Raw genomic sequence first — 22,419 nt, 5'->3', positions numbered from 1 at the left:
AGGGCGCGCCCGCTCGCCGTCCACCGCAGTATGTGCCGCCAGGGGCCGCGGCGGGGCGCTCCGGCCACTCCTGTTCGGGGACGGACCGGTCAGAGGGTGATCCAGCCGGTGGTGGTCGTCGGGGCGTCGGCGGGCTGGACGCGGATGCGGTGCAGGCCCGGCCGGAGTCCGGCCACGGTGAACCAGCCGTCCGGGTCGACCCGTGCCGTGCGCCGCCGCGCCGGGGTCTCGACCACGACCTCGCCGGACCCGCCCACGACCATGCCCCGCAGCGTCAGCGTGTCGCCGGTCTCCTGCACCTGGAGTTCCACCTGCACCGTGTCGGTCTCGTAGGACAGCAGCCGGACCTCGCCGCCGCGCACCGAGTGGGCCGACTCGGCCGAGTCGAGCACGAGCCGGGCGAGTTCGTCGTCGAGGTGGCGGGTGCCGAAGGCGGCCAGCGCGTGCTCGCGGACCAGCTCTGGCGGGCCGTCGACCTCGGCGGCGATGCCGCGCAGCCGGTCCATCAGCAGGTCGTCGTCGGCCGTCACGGTGCCTCCAGAGTCGTCACGGTGCCTCCAGAGTCGTCGCGCTGTCGGCGAGCAGCTCGTCGGCGGCGACGATCGCGCGCAGGTGGGCCAGACAGCGCTGGCGCGCCGGGCCGATGCTGCCGATCGGCATGTCGAGCGCCGCGGACACCTCGGCGTACGCGGGCGGCGGCGAGGCCATCAGCACCCGCAGCAGCCGCTGGCACTTGTCGGACAGGGCGCCGACGGCGCGCCACAGCGCGGCGCTGACCTCGTCGTGCAGCAGCCCGGCGTCGAGGGCCTTGGCGTTGTCGGGCATCTCGGCCAGCCGGTCGTCGTCGGTGGCCACGGCCTGGCGGGCGGTGCGGCGGAGCAGTTGCAGGCACTCCCGGCGCATGGTGGTGGCCAGCCAGCCGCCGAGCCGGTCGGGTTGGTCGATCCGGTCGAGGTGCTCGGCCAGGCGCAGCCAGGTGTTCTGGATGGCGTCGCCGCCGTCGGCCATGCCGAGCCGGTAGCCGCGGGCGATCGACCAGAGCAGGCCGGTGTGGCGGTCGACGATCGCCGCCCACGCCGCCTGGTCGCCCGCGCGAGCCGCCTGCAGGAGCGCCCCGCTGTCATTGTTCACCGCTGCACCCCACCACCCGTACGGACGCCGGACACCAGGATTCTGCCCGATGGCGGCGGGCGGCGCGGGGAGAAACGGCGGTGTCACCACAACGGTATCGATGCCGAGGGAGACCCGGCTGATGCATCGCCCGCCGGGCGTATCAGCGCGCCGATGCGCGGCATCTACCAACCGAGTGGTCGACAGACCGGACAAGGAGAGTGCGCACCATGAACGGACAGTTCGAGCGGATCGGCGCGGAGGGCGAACGCCTGGCCGACCAGATCCGGGCCTCGGTTCTCGAAGCCGCCGACGAGGCGGGCATCAAGGTCGACGCGGGTAGGACCGTGCACGGGATCTCCAGTGCCGGTGTGGCCGCCTTCGCGCCGGTCCACGGACTCCAGAGCCTCACCGCGGCCGAGTTGGCGGCCGGGGCACAGATCGGGGTCGTCCTCTTCGCGCCGACGTCGAAGGACGCCGGAGCGCGCTCCGGTGTCTACCTCCTGCGGGACTCGGTGGGACCCGACGACACCGAGGGCCGCTCCTACCTGCTGGACGCCTCCGGCGAGACGGTCACGTCGGCGCCGATCCACGTCTTCCGCAAGCACGCCGCCCCGGAAGGCGGCGACGTGTCGGTGACCGTCGGCGACGTGACGATCACCGCGGGCCCGGTGTGGGTCTGCTTCGACTGGGACGACCCGCCCGGCACCCCCGGCGGCATCTGCCACCACAAGTGCTACGGCTGGGGCCATCACTGAGTGATCACTCCACGCGGTGCGTCGGGCGTCCGGCGCACCGCGTGAGAGCCGCCGCCACCGGGTACCTGGTGATGGGCGGACGACACAGTGAGGAGCGACCCTTGGCGACACCGGGGCTGACCATGGGCGTCGAGGAGGAGTTCTTCCTCGTCGACCCGGCCGGGCGACTGGTGTACCAAGGCCCGGAGGCGCTCGCGAACACCGCGGACGGCGGCGCGGACCTGAAACCGGAGATGATGCGCTGCCAACTGGAGTCGGCCACGGGCATCCACCACACGGCTGACCAGGTGCGCGCCGAACTGGCGGCGATGCGGGCGAAGCTGGCCGACGGCGCGCACCGCCGGGGGGCGCTGCTGCTCGCGTCCGGCACGGTGCCGCACAGCCAGCCGGACTTCTCGGTGATCGGGCCGGGCTCCCGGTACCAGCGGATCGCCGAGCACGTCGGCGAGTTCGTCTTCGGCGGCATGACGTGCGGCTGCCACGTGCACATCGGGGTCGACGGCCGCGAGACCGCGCTGGCCGTGGCCAACCACCTGCGCCCGTGGCTGCCCGTGCTGGTGGCCCTTGGCGCGAACTCGCCGTTCTTCGCCGGGCACGACACCCGGTACGCCAGCGCGCGGCACCTGCTGTGGGGCCGCTGGCCCTCGGCCGGGCCGCCGCCGTACCTGGACTCGCTCGACCAGTACGAGGAGATCGTCGCCGCGCTGCTGCTGACCGGCGCGGCGATGGACCGCAAGATGGTCTATTGGGACGTCCGGCCCTCGGAGACGCAGCCGACCGTGGAGGTCAGAGTGGCCGACGTGGCGGGCACGGTCGAGGAGGCCGCGCTGCTCGCGGTGCTGGTCCGCACCCTGGTGGGCGCCGCGCTCGACGCGCGCGAACCGGCGCCGCGCACGCCCACCGAGGTGATCCGGGCGGCCCAGTGGCGGGCGGCCAAGGACGGGTTCGCGGCAACCCTGCCCGACCCGGCGACCGGCAGCCTGCGCGGGGCGCGCGAGATCGTGTCCGACCTGGTGGACCGGCACGCGGCGGAGTTGCGGGCGAGCGGCGAGCTGGAGTTCGTCCGCTCGACGCTGACCTGGCTGTGCCACGCAGGCGACGGTGCCCACCGCCAGCGCGCGGCGTACGCGACCGCCGGGCGGCTGGACGACGTGGTGGCCATGTTGGCCGGGCAGACCGCCGAGTCCCAGCGCTGACCGACCACAGTGGACAGTCAGCGGGCGAATCGGTCCAGGGCGCCGCGCTTGCGCGCCAGCATCGTGTCGCTGCCGGTGTGCCCGGAGTCGTCCACGACGACCAGGTCCGCGTCGGGCCAGGCGCGGGCCAGTTCCCACGCGGTGTCGAGCGGTCCGCTCAGGTCCAGGCGGCCGTGCAGCAGGATTCCCGGGATACCGGCCAGGCGACCGGCGTCGCGCAGCAGGGCGCCCTCGTCCAGCCACGCGCCGTGGGAGAAGTAGTGCGCGCAGATGCGGACCAACGCCAGCAGGGCGTCCGGCGGGCGGTCGCTGTACGGGCAGGCCTGCCCGTTCGGCTCCAGCGAGACGACCGCGTCTTCCCAGGCGCACCAGGCGATCGCGGCGCGGGCCCGCACGTCCGGGTCGGGACTCTCCATCAGCCGCGCGTAACCCGCGACGATGTCGGCGCGGTCGGCCTCGGGGAGGTGGTCGCGGAAGCGCTCCCACTGCGCGGGGAACCACCGCGCGACGCCGCGATAGAGCCAGTCGATCTCGTAGCGGCGGGTCGTGGTGACCGCGGTGAGGACGATTTCGCTTACCCGGTGCGGAAAACGCTCGGCGTAGGCGAGCGCGAGAGTGGACCCCCAGGAACTGCCGGACAGCAGCCAGCGCTCGATCCCGAGGTGTTCGCGCAGCCGCTCCATGTCGGCGATCAGGTGGTCGGTGGTGTTGTGCCGCATGTCCGTCGCGGGGTCGCTCGCGTGCGGCGTGCTCCGGCCGCACCCGCGCTGGTCGAACAGGACCAGCCGATAGCGCGCCGGGTCGAAGAAGTCGCGATTTCCCGGCCCGCAGCCCGATCCCGGGCCGCCGTGCACGACCACGGCAGGCTTGCCGTCGGGATTGCCGCAGACCTCCCAGTACACGCGGTTCCCGTCGCCGACGTCGAGCAGCCCGTGCTCGTGCGGCTCGATCCGCGGATACAGCTCGGTCATCGCCTTGTCCCCCTTCGGCTCCGGCGGAACTGATCGGCGCCCGCCGCGGCCGACGAGCCGGTCCACCCGCGTCGTCCGGCCGGCGTCGAGCAGCAGCATCGCCAACACCAGCCGCGTACGCCCACTGCCCCCGCTCAACTCCCGATCGTCCACCCGGACCCGGACCGGGCCGAGCACACCGAACCGCATACGACCCAGACGATCGACGCGGATCAGCCGCGCTTGGCGCGTGCCCGGCGCTTGCCCTCGTGCATCGCCTGCACCCGGGCGACCGGGATCGTGTGCCCCTCCTCGATCAGGTCGTCGGGGAGCCGCTGGGGTGCGGGCAGGTGCTCGGCCCACGGATCGCGCTCGCCGAGCAGCGCCGCCGCGGTGCGCACGGTGAACTCGCGCGGGCTCACCCGGTCCACCTCGTCCCAGGAGACGGGGAACGAGACCGGGGTGCCCGGCCGCAGGCGGGGGCTGTAGGCCGCGGCCACGGTCGCACCGCCCGCCCGGGTGGAGTCGAGGAACACCTTGCCGCCGCGGTCGTCGCGGATGTAGGCCGTCGTCGCGAGCACGGGATCGAGCCGCTCGGCGCGCGCCGCGACGGCCCGGGTGGCCGCCGCGACATCGTGTGGCTGGTGGCCCTCGATCGGCACGAACACGTGCACGCCCTTGGCCCCGCTGGTCTTCACCGCACCCGCCAGTCCCGCGTCGGCCAGCGCCCGGCGGACCAGGTGCGCGGCCCCGACAGCCAGCGCGAACGCGTCGTCCTCGGCGGGCGGGTCGAGGTCGAGCACGAGGTGGGTCGGCTCGTCGGCACCCGCGTGGATCAGCGTCGGGTGGTACTCCACCGCCCGCTGGTTCGCGAACCACAGCAGGGTGCGCCGGTCGTCACACAGCGCGTAGGACACCTCGCGCTTGGAGGATTCCGCCCACATCGTCACCGTCCGCACCCACTCTGGGGTGTACTTGGGCACGTTCTTCTGCATGAACGGCGCCTGCCCGCGCAGCACCCGGACCACCGACAACGGCCTGCCCCGCAACCCGCCGATGATCCGCTCCGCCACCGCGTCGAGGTAGTCGACCAGGTCGCGCTTGGTGGCGTCGGCACCGTCGAACAGCGGCTGGTCCAGATTCGTCAGCGACACACCGTCGCGCACCTCGTCGGCGCTCATCAGCCCACCATGCCCACCCGGGAGCACCCGGTCAACCGGGCAGGCCGGACCGCGGGACGCTGCCGAGGATCGCGATGCCGTCGGCGATGTCGGTGGGGGTGCGCGCGGCGTAGCCCAGAACGAGGCCGGGTGGGCCCGGGCGCTGACGGTGCCAGGACAGCGGCTGCACCTTCACACCGCGGGCGAGGGCGGCGGCCGCGAGGTCGGTGTCGGCGAAACCGGGGTCGAAGGTGACCATCAGGTGCAGTCCGGCGGCGGCGCCGTGCACGACCGCGCCGGGCAGGTGCGTGGCGATCGCCTGGATCATCGCGTCGCGCCTGCGGCGGTGGCGGGGGCGCAGGAAGCGCAGGTGGCGTTCGAGGTCGCCCGAGTCCATCAGCTCGGCCAGGACCAACTGGGGCAGGGCGGCGTTGCCGAGGTCCGCGAACCGCTTGGCGTCCACGAGATCGTCCCGGTACCGCGCGGGCGCGAGGACCCAGCCCACGCGCAGGGCGGGGGCGAGGAGTTTGGACACGCTCCCGGCGTAGCAGACCCGCTCGGGCAGCATCGACCACAGGGCGGGCACGGGCGGGCGGTCGTAGCGGTGCTCGGCGTCGTAGTCGTCCTCGATGATCAGGCCGCCCGCGGCCGCCCACCGCAGCAGCTCGCGGCGGCGCTCGCCGTCGAGGACGAGGCCGGTGGGGAACTGGTGAGCCGGGGTCAGCATGACGGCCGCGGCGCCACTGGCGCGGAGGTCGGCCAAGAGGTGGCCGTCGACGGCGATCGGCGGGGTGTCCAGCTGCCAATAGCGCAGGTGCTGGCGGGCGCCGAGCGAGCCGGGGTCCTCCACCGCGATCTTCGAGATCCCATTGCGGCGCAACACTTGCGCGAACAGTCCGAGCGCCTGCGCGACGCCCGCGACGATGATCACCTCGCCGGGGTCGACGCTGATCCCGCGGGTGCGGGCGAGCCAGTGGGCGACGGCGAGCCGAAGCCGCGGGGCGCCCCGCGGATCGCCGTAGCCGAAGTCGGCTGGCGCGAGGTCGGCGACGACCCGGCGTTCGGCGCGCAGCCACGCGGTGCGCGGGAAGGCGGCCAGGTCGGGCAGGCCGGGCGACAGGTCGATCCGCGCCGGGACCGCGCGCACCGCGTCGAAGACGTCCGCACCGGGCTCGGCGGCGAACACCGCGGGCGACGGCGGACTCGCGGGCACGGGTGGCCGGGCTACGACGGGAGCCGCCACGACGATGGTGCCGCGCCGCCCGCGGCCCGCGACGTGCCCGTCCTCGGTCAGCCGCCGGTACGCCTCGGTGACCACGCCGCGGGACACGCGCAGCTCGCCGGCCAGCACCCGGGTGGCGGGCAGTCGGGCGCCCACGGGCAGGCGGCCTGCCGAGATCGCGAGCCGGAGCTGCCGCGCCAGCCAGTCGGACAGTCCGCCTGGGGCAACGGCCGCGGCGTTCAGGTGCAGGAAGGTTATGGACCTGTCATCAAAGGGCGCTATGGACCTTTCCACCAGACCATTATGGCGGCAGGGTGGCCCCATGGACACCGCGTACGTGCACGGCTACTCCGCGGGCGAGGCCCGCAGGCTGAGCGACCAGGCCGACACACTCGCGACGCTGCTGCACGCGGGCACGGCGTTCCCGGCGGGCAGCCGGGTGCTGGAGGTCGGTTGCGGGGTCGGCGCGCAGACGGTGCACCTGGTGACAGCCAGCCCGCACGCGCGCCTCGTCGCGGTCGACATCTCCGCCGACTCGCTCGCGCAGGCGCAAGCCCGCGTGGCGGCGCACGCACCGGACGCTCAGGTGCGGTGGCGGCAGGCGGACCTGGCCGACCTGCCGTTCGCCGACGCGTCCTTCGACCACCTGTTCGTGTGCTTCGTCCTGGAGCACCTGGCGGACCCCGAACGGGCGCTGGCCGGGCTGCGGCGGGTGCTGCGGCCCGGGGGCACGATCACCGTGATCGAGGGCGACCACGGCTCGGCGATCTTCCACCCGGACAGCGCCCACGCCCGCGCGGCGATCGACTGCCTGGTCCGGCTGCAGGCGGCCGCGGGCGGCGACGCGCTGCTCGGTCGGCGGCTGCAACCACTGCTCGCCGCCGCCGGGTACCGCGACGTCGTGGTCCGCCCCCGGACCGTCTACGCCGACCGGACCCGGCCCGCGCTGGTCGAGGGCTTCACCCGCAACACCTTCACCGCGATGGTCGAGTCGGTCCGGGACGAGGCCCTGGCCGCAGGCCTGACCACGCCCGCGGACTGGGACCAGGGAATCGCGGACCTGCGCCGAACCGCGGCCGACGGCGGAACCTTCCACTACACATTCTTCAAGGCCCTCGCCGTCAGCGGCCGGTGAACCGGGGCGGGCGCTTGTCCAGGAACGCGCGCATGCCCTCGGTCTGGTCGTCGGTGGCGAACAGGGCGTGGAAGGTGCGCCGCTCGAACAGCAGCCCGTCGGCGAGGCCGACCTCCAGGGCCCGGTCGACGGCCTCGCGGGCCACCATGGTGGCCGGTTTGCTGTACGAGGCAACGGTTGTGGCCGCCGCGGTGGCCTCGGCCAGCAGCCGGTCGGCCGGGACGACCCGGGCGACGAGACCGCAGCGCTCGGCCTCCTCGGCGTCCATCAGCCTGCCGGTGAGGATGAGATCCATCGCCTTGGCCTTGCCGACCAGCCCGGTGAGCCGCTGCGTGCCGCCGATGCCGGGGATGACGCCCAGCTTGATCTCCGGCTGCCCGAACCTGGCGTTGTCGGCGGCGATGATGAAGTCGCACATCATCGCCAGCTCGCACCCGCCGCCCAGCGCGTAGCCCGCCACGGCGGCGATCTTCGGGGTGCGCAGCGCCGCGAACTCGTCCCAGCCTGCGAAGAAGTCCTCGACGAACATGTCCACAGCGGACTTGGGCGCCATCTCGCCGATGTCCGCGCCCGCGGCGAACGCCCGGTCGGAGCCGGTGATGAGGAAGCAACCGACGTCGGGGTCGCGGTCCAGCGGCCGAAGCGCGGTCATCAACTCGTCGAGCAGTTCGGTGCTGAGCGCGTTGAGGACCTCGGGCCGGTGCAACCGCACGGTGACCACGCGGCCGGTCCGCTCGATCTTCAGGTTCACGGCGTCTCCTTATGGACAGTACACAGTGGACGTGTCAGGAGTCCCAGATCGCCCCGTAGGCCGGAATGCCGAGGCACTCCATGCCGTGCACCACCTGCCAGGTAAGCTTCTTGTTCGAGATGCAGATCACGGCCTCGGCGCCGAAGTCACGGTACGCGGCGTAGGCGAGCTTGACCATGTCGGGCTTCCCGTGGCTGGAGGTGTCCCAGATGACCGCGTCGGGCTGCACGGCCAGGATCTCGTCCACCAGCTCGTCGCCGTAGGTGGTGCGCGGCGCGCGGGTCGCCCAGACCAGCCGGGACGGCACCCGCGCGGCCAGCAGGTGCGGCAGGCACGGCCCGATCCCGCTGCCGGTGGCCACGTAGATCACCTTGGTGAACAGCGTCTCGATGTTGGCCACCCCGGCCGTGGTGATGCCCTTGACCCACACCTTCTCCGGCGCGTCGTCGATGAACCGGCCGGTCCAGTCGCCCGCGCGGGAGATGGTCAGCCGGAACCCCGACCTGCCCGGCGCGGGCACGTTGGCGAAGGAATGCCACTCCCGCAGCGGGTTGCGGCTGATCGCGGTCGAGGACCCGGCGAACGGCGTGACGCCGTGGTCGAAGTGCGCCAACGCCACATGCGACGACGGCCGCTCGATCCGCACCGAGACCTTGCGCAGCCGCAGCCACGGCAGCGCGATGCTGACCGTCACCCCGACGAGCACCCACGTGGCGGGCGCGGCGAACAGCGGCCCGCCCTGGTCGCGAATGGACAGTACGGTCTGCGTCCAGAACAGCGCCAGCGCGGCCCAGCCGCCGAACCGGTGCGCCTGCTCGAAGTGGTCGTGGAACCGCGCGCGGAACGGCGGGACCGCGGTCGCCACGATCGCCAGCAGGAGTCCTATGAGGACATAGGACACCACCAGCGTGCCGGTCGACCCGCCATCGAGACCTCTCGCGGCGTGATAGGTCTGCGCCCCAACGGAAGCGAGGAACCACAGGGTGCCGGCCATGGCGCCGCCGACGTGCAGACCGCCGAAGTGGTAGACCTTGGCCAGCGGCCAGCGCACCTTCAGCGGCCAGCTCGTCGGCGCCCTGGTGGCGAGCCAGAACAGCAGGTTGACCACGTACTGCTGGCGGATCACGATGGCGAGCGCGAAGTTCGCCAGGGCCGCGTTGGACACGGCCGCCAGCGCGACGCCGTCCGCCGACCACCAGTCGCCCCGGCCGAGGCTGTGCCAGAGCAGGCCCGCGTTCGCGAGCAGCACCAACGCGATCAGCCGGTTGTAGTGCATGAGACGCGGATGCTTGCCGACCCGGCGCGGCCAGGAAGTCCGCGGTGGCAGCACGATGTCGACGTCGGCGGGCGCGGCCGTCCGGTCGATCTCGGGGGCGAGCGTCATGCCGCGACCTCCACCCGGCCCGCGGCGGCGAGCCGCAGCAGCGCGGCCTTGTCGACCTTTCCGTTGCGGGTCAACGGAAGCGCGGCCAGTGAGTACACCGCCGACGGCACGCAGTAGTACGGCAGCGCGGCCGCGACGGCGTCCCTGGCCGCGTCCGGGTCGACCTGCGCGGGGGCCATAAAGGACACCAGCGTGCGGTCGTCCACCTTGAGCGTGACCGCGCGGGCGCAGCCGTGCGTGGCCTCCAGCACCGCCGACACCGAGTCCAGTTCCACCCGGAAGCCGCGGATCTTGACCTGGTCGTCGGTCCGGCCGAGGTGTTCGAGTTCGCCGTCCGGGGTCCACCGGCCGAGATCGCGGGTGCGGAACATCAGCCGCCCGCCGCCGAGGAAGGGGTCGGGCTGGTAGCGCTGCGCCGTCAGGTCTGGATTGCCCAGGTAGCCCGCCGAGACACAGTCGCCGCCCGCCCACATCTCGCCGGTCTCGCCGAGCGCGCAGGGCAGGCCGCGCTCGTCGAGCACGTACACGGTGTTGTTCGGCGTCGGGCGGCCGATGGTGAGCAGCGCGGCCGCCGGATCGTGGCGCCGCATGGTGTTCACGATGGTCGTCTCCGTTGGACCACAGGAGTTGTAGAACGTGCAGAACCGGGCCCACCGGTCGGCCAACTGTCGCGGGCAGGGCTCCCCCGCGACCGCGACGACCCGCACCCGGCCGCACCGGCCGGGGTCGATCGTGCTCAGGATCGTCGGTGTGGCAATGAGAACGTCCACATCGGCGGCGGTCTCGGTGATGTCCTTGCCGCGGATGACCAGTGTCGCACCGTGAGCGAGGCAGCCGAGGATCTCCCAGGCGGCCATGTCGAAGGAGATGTTGAGGATCTGCCCGACCCGCAGCCCGGGGCGCATACCGAGATCGCCGGGTTCGGTGAGCAGGATGTTGCCGACATTGCCGTGGGTGACGGTCACGCCGTTGGGCCTGCCCGTGGTGCCCGAGGTGAACAGCACGTAGCACCCGTCGTCGCGGCGGACGGGGCGGATCGGTTGGTAGGTGGGCAGATCCCGGCGGGGCTCGGCCATCACGGTGTCGATCTCGACGCGAAGGTGGCCAGTGCGAGCCGGAACCAGGTGGGACAGGTGCGACAGCGTCAGCACCACCTTGGTGGCGGCGACGTCCATGATGTGCCGCAACTGCGCCTCGGGAGCGACGACGACATCCTGCGGCACGTAGGCGGCGCCCGCCTTGAGCGTGGCCAGAATGCCCACCAGCAGGGGAATCGAGCGCTGGACGAACAGCGCGACGTTGTCGCCGGGGCGCACACCGCACTCGCCCAGCCGGGTCGCGAGCCGGTTCGCCTGCCGGTCCAGCTCGCCGTAGGTGATCGACGTGCCAAGGTGTTCAGCGGCGACGGCGTCCGGGTCGGCCGCGGCGCGCGCCTCGATCGCGTGGTGGATGCCGACGTGCGGCACGGGAACCCGTTGTCCCTGCCCGAAAAGCCGGAACAGGTGACGGTCCGCTGTGGACAGTGTGGCCAGCCGGGGCGTCGACCACGCCGGGTCGGCTGGCGGATGGCACGGCTCGATCGGCTCCTCAGGCATGCGTCGCGTCCTCCCTGGTGCGCTGCCACGAACGGGGACGCTCGGTCCCATACAGAGAAAGCCTGCGGGTGGTGTTCGGTTCACCACACAGGGCGTTGTTATCTTTTCGTGACATTTGCCGGGCTTGACGCTCTACAATGGACAACCGGCTGACCGGCGCGGACTAGGTCGTGTCCCGTGGATCATGGTGGTGGGATTCGTGATCCGGGTGGTTCCTGGCAAGGCGCCGCGACGTCTCTCGTACCGGGTTGTACTCGGGCGTTGCGGCAACGCCGCCAGGGGCCATCCGGGCGCGAATAGCGCCGCCATGATCCACGGGACACGGCCTAGACCCCGTAGGCGCGCAGCACGGTCTGCTCGACGGCGTCGCCCGCGGAGTCGGTGGCCGTGGCGCGCAGCGACACGTACCTGGCCGAGCGCGGGTGGTCGATCTCGGCCGTCGCGACGTCGGCGCCGGGCGCCCGCGTGACCGGGACCGGTCGCCAGGTCCGGCCGTCGTCGTACGAGGCGGACACGGTCAGCTCGGTGATCGAGACCGGGGCGGCGCGGGACAGCCGCTGCACGGTGACGGGCACCCGGACCGACTCGGCGCGGACCCGGTTGCGGTCGTCGAGTCCGGGCGGCGCGAACCGGACCGCCAGCAGCGGCAGCGGCGTGCCGCCCTTCGCCCGGGAGCCCTCGGGCCGCGCCGAGGTGAACGTCCACACACAGGTGATCTCGGTGGAGAACATCGAGACCCGGCTGCGCCGCGCGGTGGTCTCCAGCGTGTAGCTGGCGCTCTCCGGCGGCACCTCGAACGACCCCTGACCGGCCAGTTCGGTCTCGCCGAGCTTGACCCCGTCCCGGTACAGCACGGTCTTCGCGGAGTCCACATCGGACTGCCCGGACCGGCCGACGCCCGCGTCGCCGTACATCGGGACGGCCAGGGACAAGGTGTCCTGGGACCGGCTCGCCCAGTCGCCGCCCGCGAGGGCCGGGCCGAACACCGCCGAGTTCCACTCCTCCACAGCGGACTGGCCGGGCTGGTGGTCGACCTCGCCGCCGCGGATCACGGACTCGGTGTGCACGGACTTGCGCTCCGTCCGCCACTGCTGGAACTCCGCCGACCACCGCACGTCGTCCACGTTGTGGTACTCGGTGCGGGTCAGCGGCAGCCGCAGGGCGATGCCGTACCCGTTCGCGGTGTCGAACCGCGGTTCCCTGGCGATCCACAACTTGGTGCCACCACGGCGATTCGTCTGCTCCCGGTAGGTGGTGGCGACCTCGGCGAGGTCGGCGTCCGCGACGGTCCTGGCGAACCCGGCGGGCAGCCCGCCGTAGTCGAACCAGGCCAGGTTGTAGGTCACCGGGGCCGCGGTGAAGTCGCCGTGGCGGTCGGGAACGGCCCACACACCGCCGATGTCGGCGACGAACTCCTCCTCCGGCAGCGGATCACCGACCTGCCCGATGAAGATCCGCTCGAAGGTGTCGCCCAGCACGCCGGTGAACAGGGTGCCGCTCGCGGTGGTCCGGCCGTAGCCCGCGCCGACCGCCTTGGGCAGCACGCCCGGGCGGCCGAAGGCCACCGTGATCGGCCGCGCGGCCGCGGCGTCGAGCACGACCGTGGTGTCGGCGGCGACGTCGACGGTCGGGTGGACCACCTTGTGCGAGTTGGCACTCACGCCGTCCGGGCGCAGCGTGCCGATGACGGCGTCGACGTGGTAGCGCCCCTTGCGGACCCGCACGGTGCCGGCGCCGCCGACGGTGGCGACCGGGCGGTAGCGGTCGAGGTCCACGCCGAACACCAGCGCGAAGGCGTAGTCGGTCAGTTCGCCGTTGCCGTCGACGGTGCGCAGCGTCAGGTCGTAGCTCTCCGGTTCCCGGTCCACGGCGATCGGGGTGGTCATCCGCACCGCGCCGCTCTCGGCGAGGACGCGCGCGCTGAACGCGCCCTCGGCCGCGGGAACACTCGTGTCCACCGTGACCTCGACGCCCGCCCGCCCGTGCGGCGGGACCACGATCTCGGTGGCGGACAGACGGAACATGCCCTCCGGCGCGGGTTCCCGGTCCGGTCCGGCGGTGGTGAGGGACAGCCGAAGCGTCAGGGGCGCGTCGCCGGTGTTGTGGTAGGACACGGTTTCGGTGCGCAGCGGGTCGTCGTCGTGCGGCCAGGACTGCCTGCCCATCGACACCGCGGCGGGCTCGGCGTATCCGGTTTGGACTACCGCCCGGGCGACGTCGACCCGGCCCGCGCCCTGCTCGTAGCCACCCGCGTCGGCGATCGGCGCGGCCGAGGCCATCAGCCCGGCCTTGAGCTGGTGTCCGGTCCAGTCGGGGTGGCGCTGGGCGAGGATCGCCGCCGCCCCCGCGACGTGCGGCGTGGCCATCGACGTGCCGCTGAGCTTGGTGTACTTCTCGCCCCGCTTGCCGCGGTCGGAGAACCGCGACCGCGCGGCGGTGATGTCGACCCCGGGCGCCACGATCTCGGGCTTGAGCGCGGCGTCGCGCACGCGCGGCCCGCGGGCGGAGAAGCGCGCGAGCGCGTCGTCGCGGTCCACGGCCCCCACCGCGAGCGCGGCGTCGGCGCTGGCCGGGGAGGACACCGTCTCCGCGCCGTAGCCGCCGTCGTTGCCCGCGGCGACCACGAACAGCGTGCCGTGCGCGGCGCTGAGCTGGTCGACGGCGGTTTCGAGCAGGTCGTCCGCATCGGTGTCAGGGCCGCCGAGGCTCAGGTTGACCACCTTCGCGCCCGACTGGACCGCCCACGCCATCCCCGCGAGGATCGCCGACTCCGGGCAGCCCCGCCGCCCGCACACCTTGCCGATCAGCAGCCGCGCGCCGGGCGCCACGCCCGCGTACTTGCCGTCCGACGCCCGGCCGGACCCGGCGATGGTGGACGCGACGTGGGTGCCGTGCCCGTCCTCGTCCACCGAGGTCGGGTCGCCGACGAAGTCGCGCGCCGCGGCCACCCGGCCGCGCAGGTCGGGATGGGTCGTGTCGGCGCCGGTGTCGAGCACCGCGACCTTGACGCCCGCGCCGGTATAGCCGCTCTCCCAGGCGATCGGGGCGCCGATCTGGCGAACGCTGACATCGAGGCTCGGTGTGCGCAGGCCGTCGAGCCAGATCCGGTCGGCGCCCTGGGTGAGCATTCCCTTGCCCCGCACGGTGTTCCAGAAGTCGACGGCGTCGGCCTTCGGCAGCCGGGTGGCCCGCAAGTCCATTGTGGACAGATCGGGCCCGGACGCGGCGACGGTGCCCGCGGGCACGATCAGCGGCAGGTCCGCGCTGTCCTCGTCGCCGTAGCCCGCGCGGATCAGCCCGGCGACGTCGAACAGGCGCCGATCGACCTGGCCCGCCTGGACCCGCGTCCACGCGTCGGCGGGCACGACCAGCAGCTCGGCGCCGCGTCCCGCGGTGGCGAACTGGAGGTGGCCGCGGCCGGGGCCCGGCTCGACCGCCGGGACCAGCCGTCGCCCCACCTGCCGGAGCGTCACGCGGTCTCCGGTGACCAGCGTGACGGCGCCGAGGTAGCCGCCCGCGTCCGGCGCCGCGTCGGCCTGGACGGGCACCGCCCACCCGAGCAGCGCGACCGCCGCCGCGGACACCAGTGCGGACAGCTTCCCGACGACCGTCACCGCGTCCTCCCGACCCCCGAGCGCCTGCTCTCAGGCAAGAGCAGAGCCGACCGCGAAGTCAAGATCCGAACGGTGGGACCTGTCTGCCGAAGCAGACCAGCGGGGTCAGCGGTTCGAGCAGGGGCGCGTCGGCCGGCGCTCGGACGGTCGCTGCGAACCGCACGCGTGGCCAACGGGACAGCGAGTCCCGGCGGCGCCGAGGTCATCCTGGCGCACGTCCGGGGCTTCACTCCGGCCCGCACGGGGTATTCCCCGGATGACACCCCTTCGTCCGGGAGGAACCCCATGCTCGCCATCGTCGCCGCTGTCCTCTTCGCCATCGCCATCATCATGGATCTGGCCGACGCCGCGCTGGGAATCGGCGTCAGCACGGTGGTGACCGCCGGGCTGCTGTGCCTGGCCTTACACCTCGCGGGCATCGGCGCGAGTAGCCGCAACGGCAACCGCCGCTGGAGCCTGCGCCGGTAGCCGGGGTGTCCGCAGTGGACTGTTCGGGTTCGGTAAGGGCGGTTTCCGCCGCGGGCCGGGGTCATTAGGCTCGACGCGTGCGGACAATCGCCGCGGCGCTGGCCGCGCTCCTGCTCGCCGGGTGCACTACTTCCATTACCGCGGACGGGATTCCGGTCGGCACCTCGACCCGTGAGCTGGGCGCCGACCGGTCCTTTCGGATTCACCGGCCCGCCGGACTCGCCGACCCGGCGCCGCTGGTCGTGGTGCTGCACGGCGGGTTCGGCGACCCCGACCAGGTCGCGCGCTCGACCGGCTGGGACGAGCGCGCGGACGCGGCGGGCTTCCTGGCCGTCTACCCCGAGGGCCGCGATCGAGCCTGGTCGGTCGGCGGCGGCTGCTGCGGCTCACCCGGCCGCGACGGCACCGACGACGTCGCGTTCGTCACCGCCGTGGTCGACCAGGTGGCTGCCGCGGTGCCGGTCGACCGGGCGCGGATCTACGCCACCGGCATCTCCAACGGCGGCATGCTGGCCTACCGGCTCGCCTGCGACACCGACGTGTTCGCCGCGATCGGCCCGGTCGCCGCGACCCGCCTCGGCGAGTGCCGCGACCCGGCGCCGGTGTCGGTGCTGGCTGTGCACGGCTCCGCCGACCGCAACGTCCGGTTCGACGGCGGCGTGGGCGAGGGTGTCGCCCGGATCGACGGCCCACCCGTGCCCGAGGTGGTCGCCGGGTGGCGCGCGGTTGGCCGGTGCGCCGAACCGGTGGTCGACACCGCGGGCGCGATCACCACGTCGAGCGCGGCCTGCGCCGACGGACGGTCGGTCGACCTGGTCGTCATCGAGGGTGCGAGCCACCAGTGGCCGGGCGGCCAGGACAACCCGGTGGCCCGCCGGGTACTCGGGCTCGACGCGCCGTCGACCGAGTTCGCCGCGACCGACGCGCTGTGGCGGTTCTTCGCCGCGCACCCCCGGCCCGGCTGATCTCCGTCCCAAATTCACCTGATGTGCCCTAGTCAGGTTGGTTGTCGCCGCGGTTGACTGGCGCATCCGTCCACAGGGAGGCGTCATGCGCAAACCCGTCAGCCGAATCGTCATCGCGCTCCTGGCAGTCCTCACCGTCCTGATCGGGTTCCCCGCCGCGGCGGAGGTCCAGGCGCTGCCGACCGTCGACATGGAGGCGGTGCTCAAGGCCGCCCAGATCGACCCGCGCCGCGCCGACAGCGCGATCACCCCGGGCAGCAAGCCGAGCGTGCTGCTCGTGGAGCAGGCGCTGGCGGCCAAGGGGCTGCTCGCGAGTTCCTACGCCGACGGCCACTTCGGCACCCGGACCATCGACGCCTACGCCGCCTACCAGCGCTCCCTCGGCTACACCGGCATCGACGCCTCCGGGCTGCCGGGCCCGACCTCGCTGCGCACCCTCGGCGAGCAGCGCTACACCGTGGTGAAACTGGTGTCCGCGGGCAGCAAGGTCACCTACCACGGCAAGCTGATGAACACCCGCACCAAGGCGATGCTCGTCGAGGCCGAACGCCGCTTCGGCACGTCGTTCGGCGTCACCCAGGGCTCCTACAACGCAGGCGGCACCCCGGCGTCCGCGGGTACCCACGACGGCGGCGGCGCCCTCGACATCTCGGTGTCGGGCATGTCGAGCACCACCCGCACCAACGCCGCCCGCGCGCTGCGCCAGGTCGGCTTCGCCGCCTGGGTCCGCACCCCCGCCCAGGGCGACTGGGGCTACCACATCCACGCCATCGCGCTCGCCGACCCCGACCAGTCGACCGGCGCCTACCACCAGTCCGGCGACTACTACCTCGGCTACAACGGCCTGGCCAACCGCGCCCCCGACGACGGCCCCGCGGTCACGAAGGTGACGTGGGAGGAGTACCAGCGGGCGAACTGACCCCCGCGTCGTCGTAGACCAGGAACTGCGCCAGCACATCGGGGACCGCGGTGTCGGCGAAGGCGAGTCCCTCGCCTTCGTCGACGTCCGGGATGAGGTAGGCACCTGTGCCCGCGGCGCTAGTGGCGGCCAGCGTGACCAGGCCGGCGCGGCGCTGCATCGGGGAACTGGTCACCGTCCAGCCGATCACACCGTCGCGGACGAGGGCGACGGTGCTGCGGCGCACGGAACCGCGCCGGGCCACCAGGTACCGACCGGTGATGCCGTGGCCGAGGTTGCGGTAGGCGTCGAGCGCGAGCGCGACGGCGATCGGCAGCCCCACGGCCGCGGAGATCCAGGCCAGGTGCAGCAGCACGTCGGTCAGCAGCACGCCGAGCAGTGCCAGCAGCCCCGAGCCGCCCGCCACCGCCGACACGGCCCACACCAGCCTGCGCCTGCGCGCGACGCGCGGGTGGGCGACGAGCCGAACCGACTCGGTGGGCGTGATGTCCTCGCGCAGGATGGCCGCGGCGACCGCGTGCGCGACCGCCCGGGGCGCGACCGGCAGCAGCGTGCGCGGGTCGTTGCGCTCCTCCTCGATCCGTGTGCGCAGACCGCTGGCCACGGCGTCCACCCTGGCCGCGCCGGAGAGCCGGGCGCCGAGCGGTTCCACCAGTTCCACGCCGCGCAGCCTGCGCTCCTCCACGCTCAGCGAGCGCGTGGTGAGCAGGCCGCGGCGCACGAGCAGCGTGCCGGACTCGCGGGTGAGGCGGTAGGACCACCACAGTTCGACCCACAGCCCCAGCGACCCGATCACGCCGAGCAGCAGGCCCACCGCGACCAGCAGGCCGAGCAGTTGCGGCAGCGGCAGGTCGCGGAAGATGCCTCGGACGAAGTCGATCGCGGCACCCTGCAGGTTGAACCAGTCGGCGATCTGCAGCGCGGCGCCGAAGGCCGCGGCGCCCAGGATCGGGGTGGTGACCGAGATCGGGGCGTAGCGCAGCCAGGACCAGCGCATCGACGCCAGCGTCTGCTCGTCATCCTCGTCGGTCGCGTCGCGGTGCAGCAGCGCGGTGCGCAGCTTCTCCGCGGTGGCACGGGAAACCGGGTCGAGGGTGATGACCTCGCCCGCCATGTTCTGCTGCCCGGTACCGATCTTCACCCGGACCAGGCCGAGCACCCGGTGCGCGATGGTCGCGTTGGTGTCCACCGTGCGCACGCGGTCGCGCGGGACGGACTTGTGCGTGCGGAACAGCAGCGTGAACCGGTACTCCACCCGCTGGTCGGTGAGCCGGTACTCGGCGTACCACCAGCGCACGAGGTCGATCAGCACGCCGCCGCCGATCAGCACCACCGCGCCGCCGCCGACGATGAGCGCCAGCATCCAGCCGGGGAGATCGGTGTACAGCAGGGCGATCGTCGTCGGGGTCCCGGCGAGCACGACGAACCCGACCAGGTACAGCGCGGTGAGCCAGAGGGTCCGCCGGTCGTAGCGCTGCCACTGCCCGGCTTCCGCGGTCACGTCGCGTCCCCGGGCGTGGCCTGGGTGGCCTCGGTCAGCCGTTCGACCAATTCCTCGGCCTGCTCGTGGTCCAGACCCTGGATCTTGAGGGCGCCCTTGGCGGACGCGGTGGTGACGGTGACCGTGGCGAGCCGAAAGGCCTGCTCCAGCGGGCCGCGGATGGTGTCGACGGTCTGGATGCGGGACATCGGCGCGACCCGCCATTCCTGCCAGAACCAGCCCCGGCGCACGTAGACGGCGTCGTCGGTGACCTCCCAGCGGTGCACCCGGTAGCGGATCCGGGACACCACAAGGGCATCCACCAGCCCGACGACCACGGCGAGAGCGGCACCGATGAACACCCACGGCCTGGTGGGCGGCAGGGTCAGCCCGACGATCAGCAGGGGAATCGCCAGCCCGCCGAACGCCAGCGCCGACTGCGTGGCCCACCAGCCGACCGCGCGGGGTTCGACCTGGTTGTGCGGCGGGCGAAGGCGCGGCGTCGGGGCCGGGGTCGCTCGGGTCCGAGTTGCCTCAGTCATGTCCACATGAAACCACCTACTGGTCTAGGTGGTCCCCCGGTCCTTAGCCAGTTTGGCCGATCGGGCGACGGGGTGGGGACTCCTTCCGGCGGGTCAGTCGAGGCCGAGTTCGTCGTCGAGGCGGGAGAACAGCTCGTCGTCGGACGCGGTGTCGAAGTCGAACTCGGCCGCGGCGGCGGCGTCGTCGCGGGTGGTCGCCCACTTCGCCCGCAGCACCTCCAGCCTGCCCGCCACCTGCTTGTACACCGTGTCGTCGACCTCGGCGCCGCCGATGGCCTTCTCCAGGGTGTCCAGCATGGCCAGCAGCCCGGCGTCCGCTCCGTCCTCTTCGGACACCAGTTCGTCGCGCAAGTAGGCCACCAGCGCGGCGGGCGTCGGGTGGTCGAAAAGCAGCGTGGCGGGCAACCGCAGACCGGTCACGATGTTCATCCGGTTGCGGAACTCCACCGCGGTCAGCGAGTCGAACCCGAGATCCTGGAACTGTTTGGCAGGCTCGATATCGGCCGCGTCGGCGTGGCCGAGCACGGCGGCGACCTGCTCGCAGACCAGGTCGAGCAGGGCTGCGGCGCCTTCCTCGGGCCCGAGTCCGGCCAGCTTGCGCAGCAGGTTCGCGGCGTCCTCCGCCGCGGCCTGGCGGCGCGCCGGGGTGCGGACCAGCCCGCGCAGCACGGGTGACACCTCGCCGTGTCCACGCAGGACCGGCAGATCCAGGCGCACCGGGACCACCGCGGCGGCACCGGTCAGCGCGGCGTCGAACAGGGCGAGGCCCTGCGCGGGCGACAGCGGCGGCGTGCCCGCCCGGGACAGCCTGCGCAGGTCCGCCTCGGCCAGCGCGTCGGTCATCCCGACCCCCTGACCCCAGGGGCCCCACGCCATCGACACCGCGGGCAGCCCGGCCGCGCGCCTGCGCTCGGCCAGCGCGTCCAGGAAGGCGTTGCCCGCGGCGTAGTTGCCCTGGCCCGCCGCGCCGAACACACCTGCCACGGAAGAGAACAGCACGAACGCGGACACCTCGCCCACCAGCTCGTGCAGGTTCCACGCGGCGTCCACTTTGGACCGCAGGACGGCGGCCAACCGCTGCGGCGTCAGGGATTCGATCACCCCGTCGTCCAGCACGCCCGCCGCGTGCACCACGGCCGAGACGCGGTGCCCGGCCAGCAGCCCGGCCACCGCGTCCCGGTCCGCCACATCGCAGGCCGCGATGTGGGCGTCCGCACCGAGTTCGGCCAACTCGGCGACCAGGTCGGCCACGCCGTCGGCCGCCGACCCGCGCCTGCTCACCAGCAGCAGCTCGCGAACACCGTGCTCGGCAACGAGATGGCGGGCCACCAGCGCACCCAGCCCGCTCGTGCCGCCCGTGACCAGGACCGCGTCCTCGCCCCAGGTCGCCTCGGGCGCGTCGGCGGGGGGCGTCACCCGCGCCAGCCTCGCGGCCAGCAGCGTGCCCGCCCGGACCAGCACCTGCGGCTCACCCGTGGCGATCACCTGCCCGACCAATTCGGGTGTCAGGTCGGTGGCTTCGGTGTCGAGCAGGACGAACCGGTCCGTGTGCTCGCTCTGCGCCGAGCGCACCAGGCCCCACACCGCCGCCGCCGCGAGGTCCACACCGGACACCGCGCCCCGGGTCGCGAACACCAGGCGGGAGTCGCCGAACCGGGGCTCGGTCAACCACTGCTGCATCAGCGCCAACGCGCGTGTCGTGGCCGTGTGCGCGGCGGCCGCCGGGTCGGCTCCCTCGGCCCCGAACTCGACCAGCACGACATCGGGTACGGCGTCGTCCAGGTCGAGGCGGGTCACGTCCGCGCCGACGAAGGCCACGGAGACCGGCCCAGCGGTGGGTACGGCGGCCCGGGTCCAGTCCAGGTGGAACAGTGCGTCCTGCTCGATCGGCGTCGCCGCGCCGAGTTGGTCGACCGACACCGACCGCACCAGCAGCGCCGCGACGGAGGCCACTGGGGCGCCGGACGTGTCCGCCACGGCGATCGCGGTCCTGCCTTGGTCTGTTATGGACAGTCGCACTCGGATGGTCGACGCCCCGGCCGCGCGCAGTGTCACGCCTTCCCAGGAGAACGGGAGTCCGACGCTGCCGCCCGGTTCGTCGGCGTCGGTCATGCCCGCGAGGATCGTGGCGTGCAGGGCCGCGTCGAGCAGCGCGGGGTGCAGGCCGAATCCCTGCCCGGAGACGTCGTCGGGCAGCGCCACCTCGGCGAACACGTCGTCGCCGCGTCGCCAGGCCGCCCGCAACCCCTGGAACGTCGGCCCGTAGTCGAACCCGAGAGCGGGGAACCGGGTGTAGCAGTCCTCAACGGGCAACGGTTCCGCGTCAGCGGGCGGCCAGGCCGTGGCGTCGAAGTCCGCCGCCGCGCCCAGCCCCGTGGCGAGCACACCGGACGCGTGCTGAGTCCACGGCCCATCCGTGACGCCCGCGGGCCGCGAATGCACCGCCAGCACCCGCCGCCCAGCATCGTCCGACGCACCGACCCGCAACTGCACCTGCACGCTTCCCTGCTCCGGCAACACCAACGGCGCGGCCAGGGTCAGCTCCTCGACCACGTCACAGCCGACCTCGTCACCCGCCCGCACAGCCAGTTCCAGCAGGGCCGTGCCCGGCACCACCGTGCGTCCGAACACCTGGTGGTCAGCTAGCCAAGGGTGCGACTGCACCGACAACCTGCTCGTGAACAACACCTCGTCGCCGCCGGCAAGCTCTACCGCGGCACCCAGCAGCGGATGCCCGGCCACGTCCATCCCCGAAGCGGCAACATCATTCGCTGCGGCGAGCCAGCCACTCGGCCAGTACAACTGGCGCTGGAAGGCGTAGGTCGGCACATCCACCCGGCGAGCCCCGGTGCCGGCGAACACCGGCGCCCAATCCACCCGAACACCCGCCACATGCAACCGGGCCAACGCGATCACCGCAGTCGTTTCCTCGCCACGGTCCTTGCGCAGCAACGGAACCACCACCGCCTCCGCAGGCAACGACTCCGCCGCCATCGACGAGAGCACCCCATCCGGCCCCAGTTCGACGAACACACTGGCCCCGGCCTCGTGCAACGCGGAAACACCATCACCGAACCGCACCGTCTCCCGCACATGCCGAACCCAGTACTCGGCCGACCCAAGCTCACCAGCCGACGCCAACCGACCGGTCACATTCGACACCACCGGAA

The 22,419-nt window shown here is 73.0% G+C and carries 18 protein-coding genes; 6 read left to right on the top strand and 12 right to left on the bottom strand.

The genetic code is table 11. The annotated features are described in order from the left end of the window. Positions 1-89: 89 nt before the first annotated feature. Positions 90-530 carry a hypothetical protein gene (locus ACT4N7_RS20190; protein WP_444830347.1) on the bottom strand — a complete coding sequence of 147 codons (441 nt, stop codon included), beginning with the start codon at positions 528-530 and terminating at the stop codon, positions 90-92. Between the two features lie 16 nt (positions 531-546). Next, complete coding sequence (locus tag ACT4N7_RS20185) at positions 547-1,131, bottom strand: RNA polymerase sigma factor (protein WP_444830346.1); 585 nt, start codon at positions 1,129-1,131, stop codon at positions 547-549. Between the two features lie 209 nt (positions 1,132-1,340). Between ACT4N7_RS20185 and ACT4N7_RS20180 the strand changes: the two genes are divergently transcribed. Both ACT4N7_RS20180 and ACT4N7_RS20175 read left to right on the top strand, forming a co-directional pair. Continuing rightward, the gene (locus ACT4N7_RS20180) at positions 1,341-1,868 is read left to right on the top strand and encodes a hypothetical protein (protein ID WP_444830345.1); all 528 of its coding nucleotides are present in this window, start codon (positions 1,341-1,343) and stop codon (positions 1,866-1,868) included. A 101-nt stretch (positions 1,869-1,969) separates the two neighbouring features. After that, positions 1,970-3,064, top strand: coding sequence for a carboxylate-amine ligase (locus ACT4N7_RS20175; RefSeq protein ID WP_444830344.1), 1,095 nt, complete (start codon positions 1,970-1,972; stop codon positions 3,062-3,064). 17 nt (positions 3,065-3,081) lie between these two features. Here ACT4N7_RS20175 and pip read toward each other — a convergent pair whose 3' ends face one another. The 3 genes from pip to pdxR form a co-directional block, all read right to left on the bottom strand. Continuing rightward, on the bottom strand, positions 3,082-4,035 hold the full coding sequence (pip, locus tag ACT4N7_RS20170) for a prolyl aminopeptidase (protein WP_444830358.1): 954 nt from the start codon (positions 4,033-4,035) through the stop codon (positions 3,082-3,084). A 212-nt stretch (positions 4,036-4,247) separates the two neighbouring features. Then, positions 4,248-5,195: a DNA polymerase domain-containing protein gene (locus tag ACT4N7_RS20165; protein ID WP_444830343.1), complete on the bottom strand. Its 948-nt coding sequence runs from the start codon at positions 5,193-5,195 to the stop codon at positions 4,248-4,250. A gap of 31 nt (positions 5,196-5,226) precedes the next feature. Further along, positions 5,227-6,690: a MocR-like pyridoxine biosynthesis transcription factor PdxR gene (gene pdxR / locus ACT4N7_RS20160; RefSeq protein WP_444830342.1), complete on the bottom strand. Its 1,464-nt coding sequence runs from the start codon at positions 6,688-6,690 to the stop codon at positions 5,227-5,229. 28 nt (positions 6,691-6,718) lie between these two features. Between pdxR and ACT4N7_RS20155 the strand changes: the two genes are divergently transcribed. Next, positions 6,719-7,531 (top strand): L-histidine N(alpha)-methyltransferase, encoded by an 813-nt coding sequence (locus ACT4N7_RS20155; protein WP_444830341.1) that lies wholly within the window; start codon positions 6,719-6,721, stop codon positions 7,529-7,531. On the opposite strand, the gene ACT4N7_RS20150 is transcribed toward ACT4N7_RS20155, so the two are convergent. The 4 genes from ACT4N7_RS20150 to ACT4N7_RS20135 all read right to left on the bottom strand — a co-directional run bounded on the left by ACT4N7_RS20150 (position 7,518) and on the right by ACT4N7_RS20135 (position 14,875). Then, positions 7,518-8,282, bottom strand: a complete 765-nt coding sequence (locus ACT4N7_RS20150; protein ID WP_444830340.1) for an enoyl-CoA hydratase — start codon at positions 8,280-8,282, stop codon at positions 7,518-7,520. The genes ACT4N7_RS20155 and ACT4N7_RS20150 overlap by 14 nt on opposite strands. Before the next feature lie 34 nt (positions 8,283-8,316). After that, positions 8,317-9,666, bottom strand: coding sequence for a hypothetical protein (locus ACT4N7_RS20145; protein WP_444830339.1), 1,350 nt, complete (start codon positions 9,664-9,666; stop codon positions 8,317-8,319). After that, positions 9,663-11,261 carry an amino acid adenylation domain-containing protein gene (locus ACT4N7_RS20140; RefSeq protein ID WP_444830338.1) on the bottom strand — a complete coding sequence of 533 codons (1,599 nt, stop codon included), beginning with the start codon at positions 11,259-11,261 and terminating at the stop codon, positions 9,663-9,665. The genes ACT4N7_RS20145 and ACT4N7_RS20140 overlap by 4 nt, the downstream gene beginning before the upstream one ends. A 326-nt stretch (positions 11,262-11,587) precedes the next feature. Beyond that, the gene (locus ACT4N7_RS20135; protein WP_444830337.1) at positions 11,588-14,875 is read right to left on the bottom strand and encodes a S8 family peptidase; all 3,288 of its coding nucleotides are present in this window, start codon (positions 14,873-14,875) and stop codon (positions 11,588-11,590) included. 285 nt (positions 14,876-15,160) lie between these two features. Here ACT4N7_RS20135 and ACT4N7_RS20130 point away from each other — a divergent pair, with 285 nt between their 5' ends. The 3 genes from ACT4N7_RS20130 to ACT4N7_RS20120 all read left to right on the top strand — a co-directional run bounded on the left by ACT4N7_RS20130 (position 15,161) and on the right by ACT4N7_RS20120 (position 17,227). Beyond that, entirely contained in the window at positions 15,161-15,343 is a 183-nt protein-coding gene (locus ACT4N7_RS20130) for a hypothetical protein (RefSeq protein WP_444830336.1), read from the top strand. 77 nt (positions 15,344-15,420) lie between these two features. Further along, on the top strand, positions 15,421-16,308 hold the full coding sequence (locus tag ACT4N7_RS20125; RefSeq protein WP_444830335.1) for an extracellular catalytic domain type 1 short-chain-length polyhydroxyalkanoate depolymerase: 888 nt from the start codon (positions 15,421-15,423) through the stop codon (positions 16,306-16,308). A gap of 85 nt (positions 16,309-16,393) precedes the next feature. Beyond that, the gene (locus ACT4N7_RS20120) at positions 16,394-17,227 is read left to right on the top strand and encodes a peptidoglycan-binding domain-containing protein (RefSeq protein WP_444830334.1); all 834 of its coding nucleotides are present in this window, start codon (positions 16,394-16,396) and stop codon (positions 17,225-17,227) included. Here the strand turns inward: ACT4N7_RS20120 and ACT4N7_RS20115 are convergent. The 3 genes from ACT4N7_RS20115 to ACT4N7_RS20105 all read right to left on the bottom strand — a co-directional run. Further along, on the bottom strand, positions 17,187-18,728 hold the full coding sequence (locus ACT4N7_RS20115) for a PH domain-containing protein (RefSeq protein WP_444830333.1): 1,542 nt from the start codon (positions 18,726-18,728) through the stop codon (positions 17,187-17,189). The two genes, ACT4N7_RS20120 and ACT4N7_RS20115, sit on opposite strands and share 41 nt — an antisense overlap. Continuing rightward, complete coding sequence (locus ACT4N7_RS20110; RefSeq protein ID WP_444830332.1) at positions 18,725-19,249, bottom strand: PH domain-containing protein; 525 nt, start codon at positions 19,247-19,249, stop codon at positions 18,725-18,727. Before ACT4N7_RS20110 ends, ACT4N7_RS20115 begins: the two co-directional genes overlap by 4 nt. Before the next feature lie 93 nt (positions 19,250-19,342). Beyond that, positions 19,343-22,419 (bottom strand): type I polyketide synthase (locus tag ACT4N7_RS20105; RefSeq protein ID WP_444830331.1); only part of this gene is annotated, 3,077 nt, incomplete at its 5' end.

The organism is Actinokineospora sp. (genome assembly GCF_052390155.1).
GTDB lineage: Bacteria > Actinomycetota > Actinomycetes > Mycobacteriales > Pseudonocardiaceae > Actinokineospora.
Note: the sequence above shows the minus strand (reverse complement) of the source record. Positions and strands in the feature narration are given on the sequence as shown.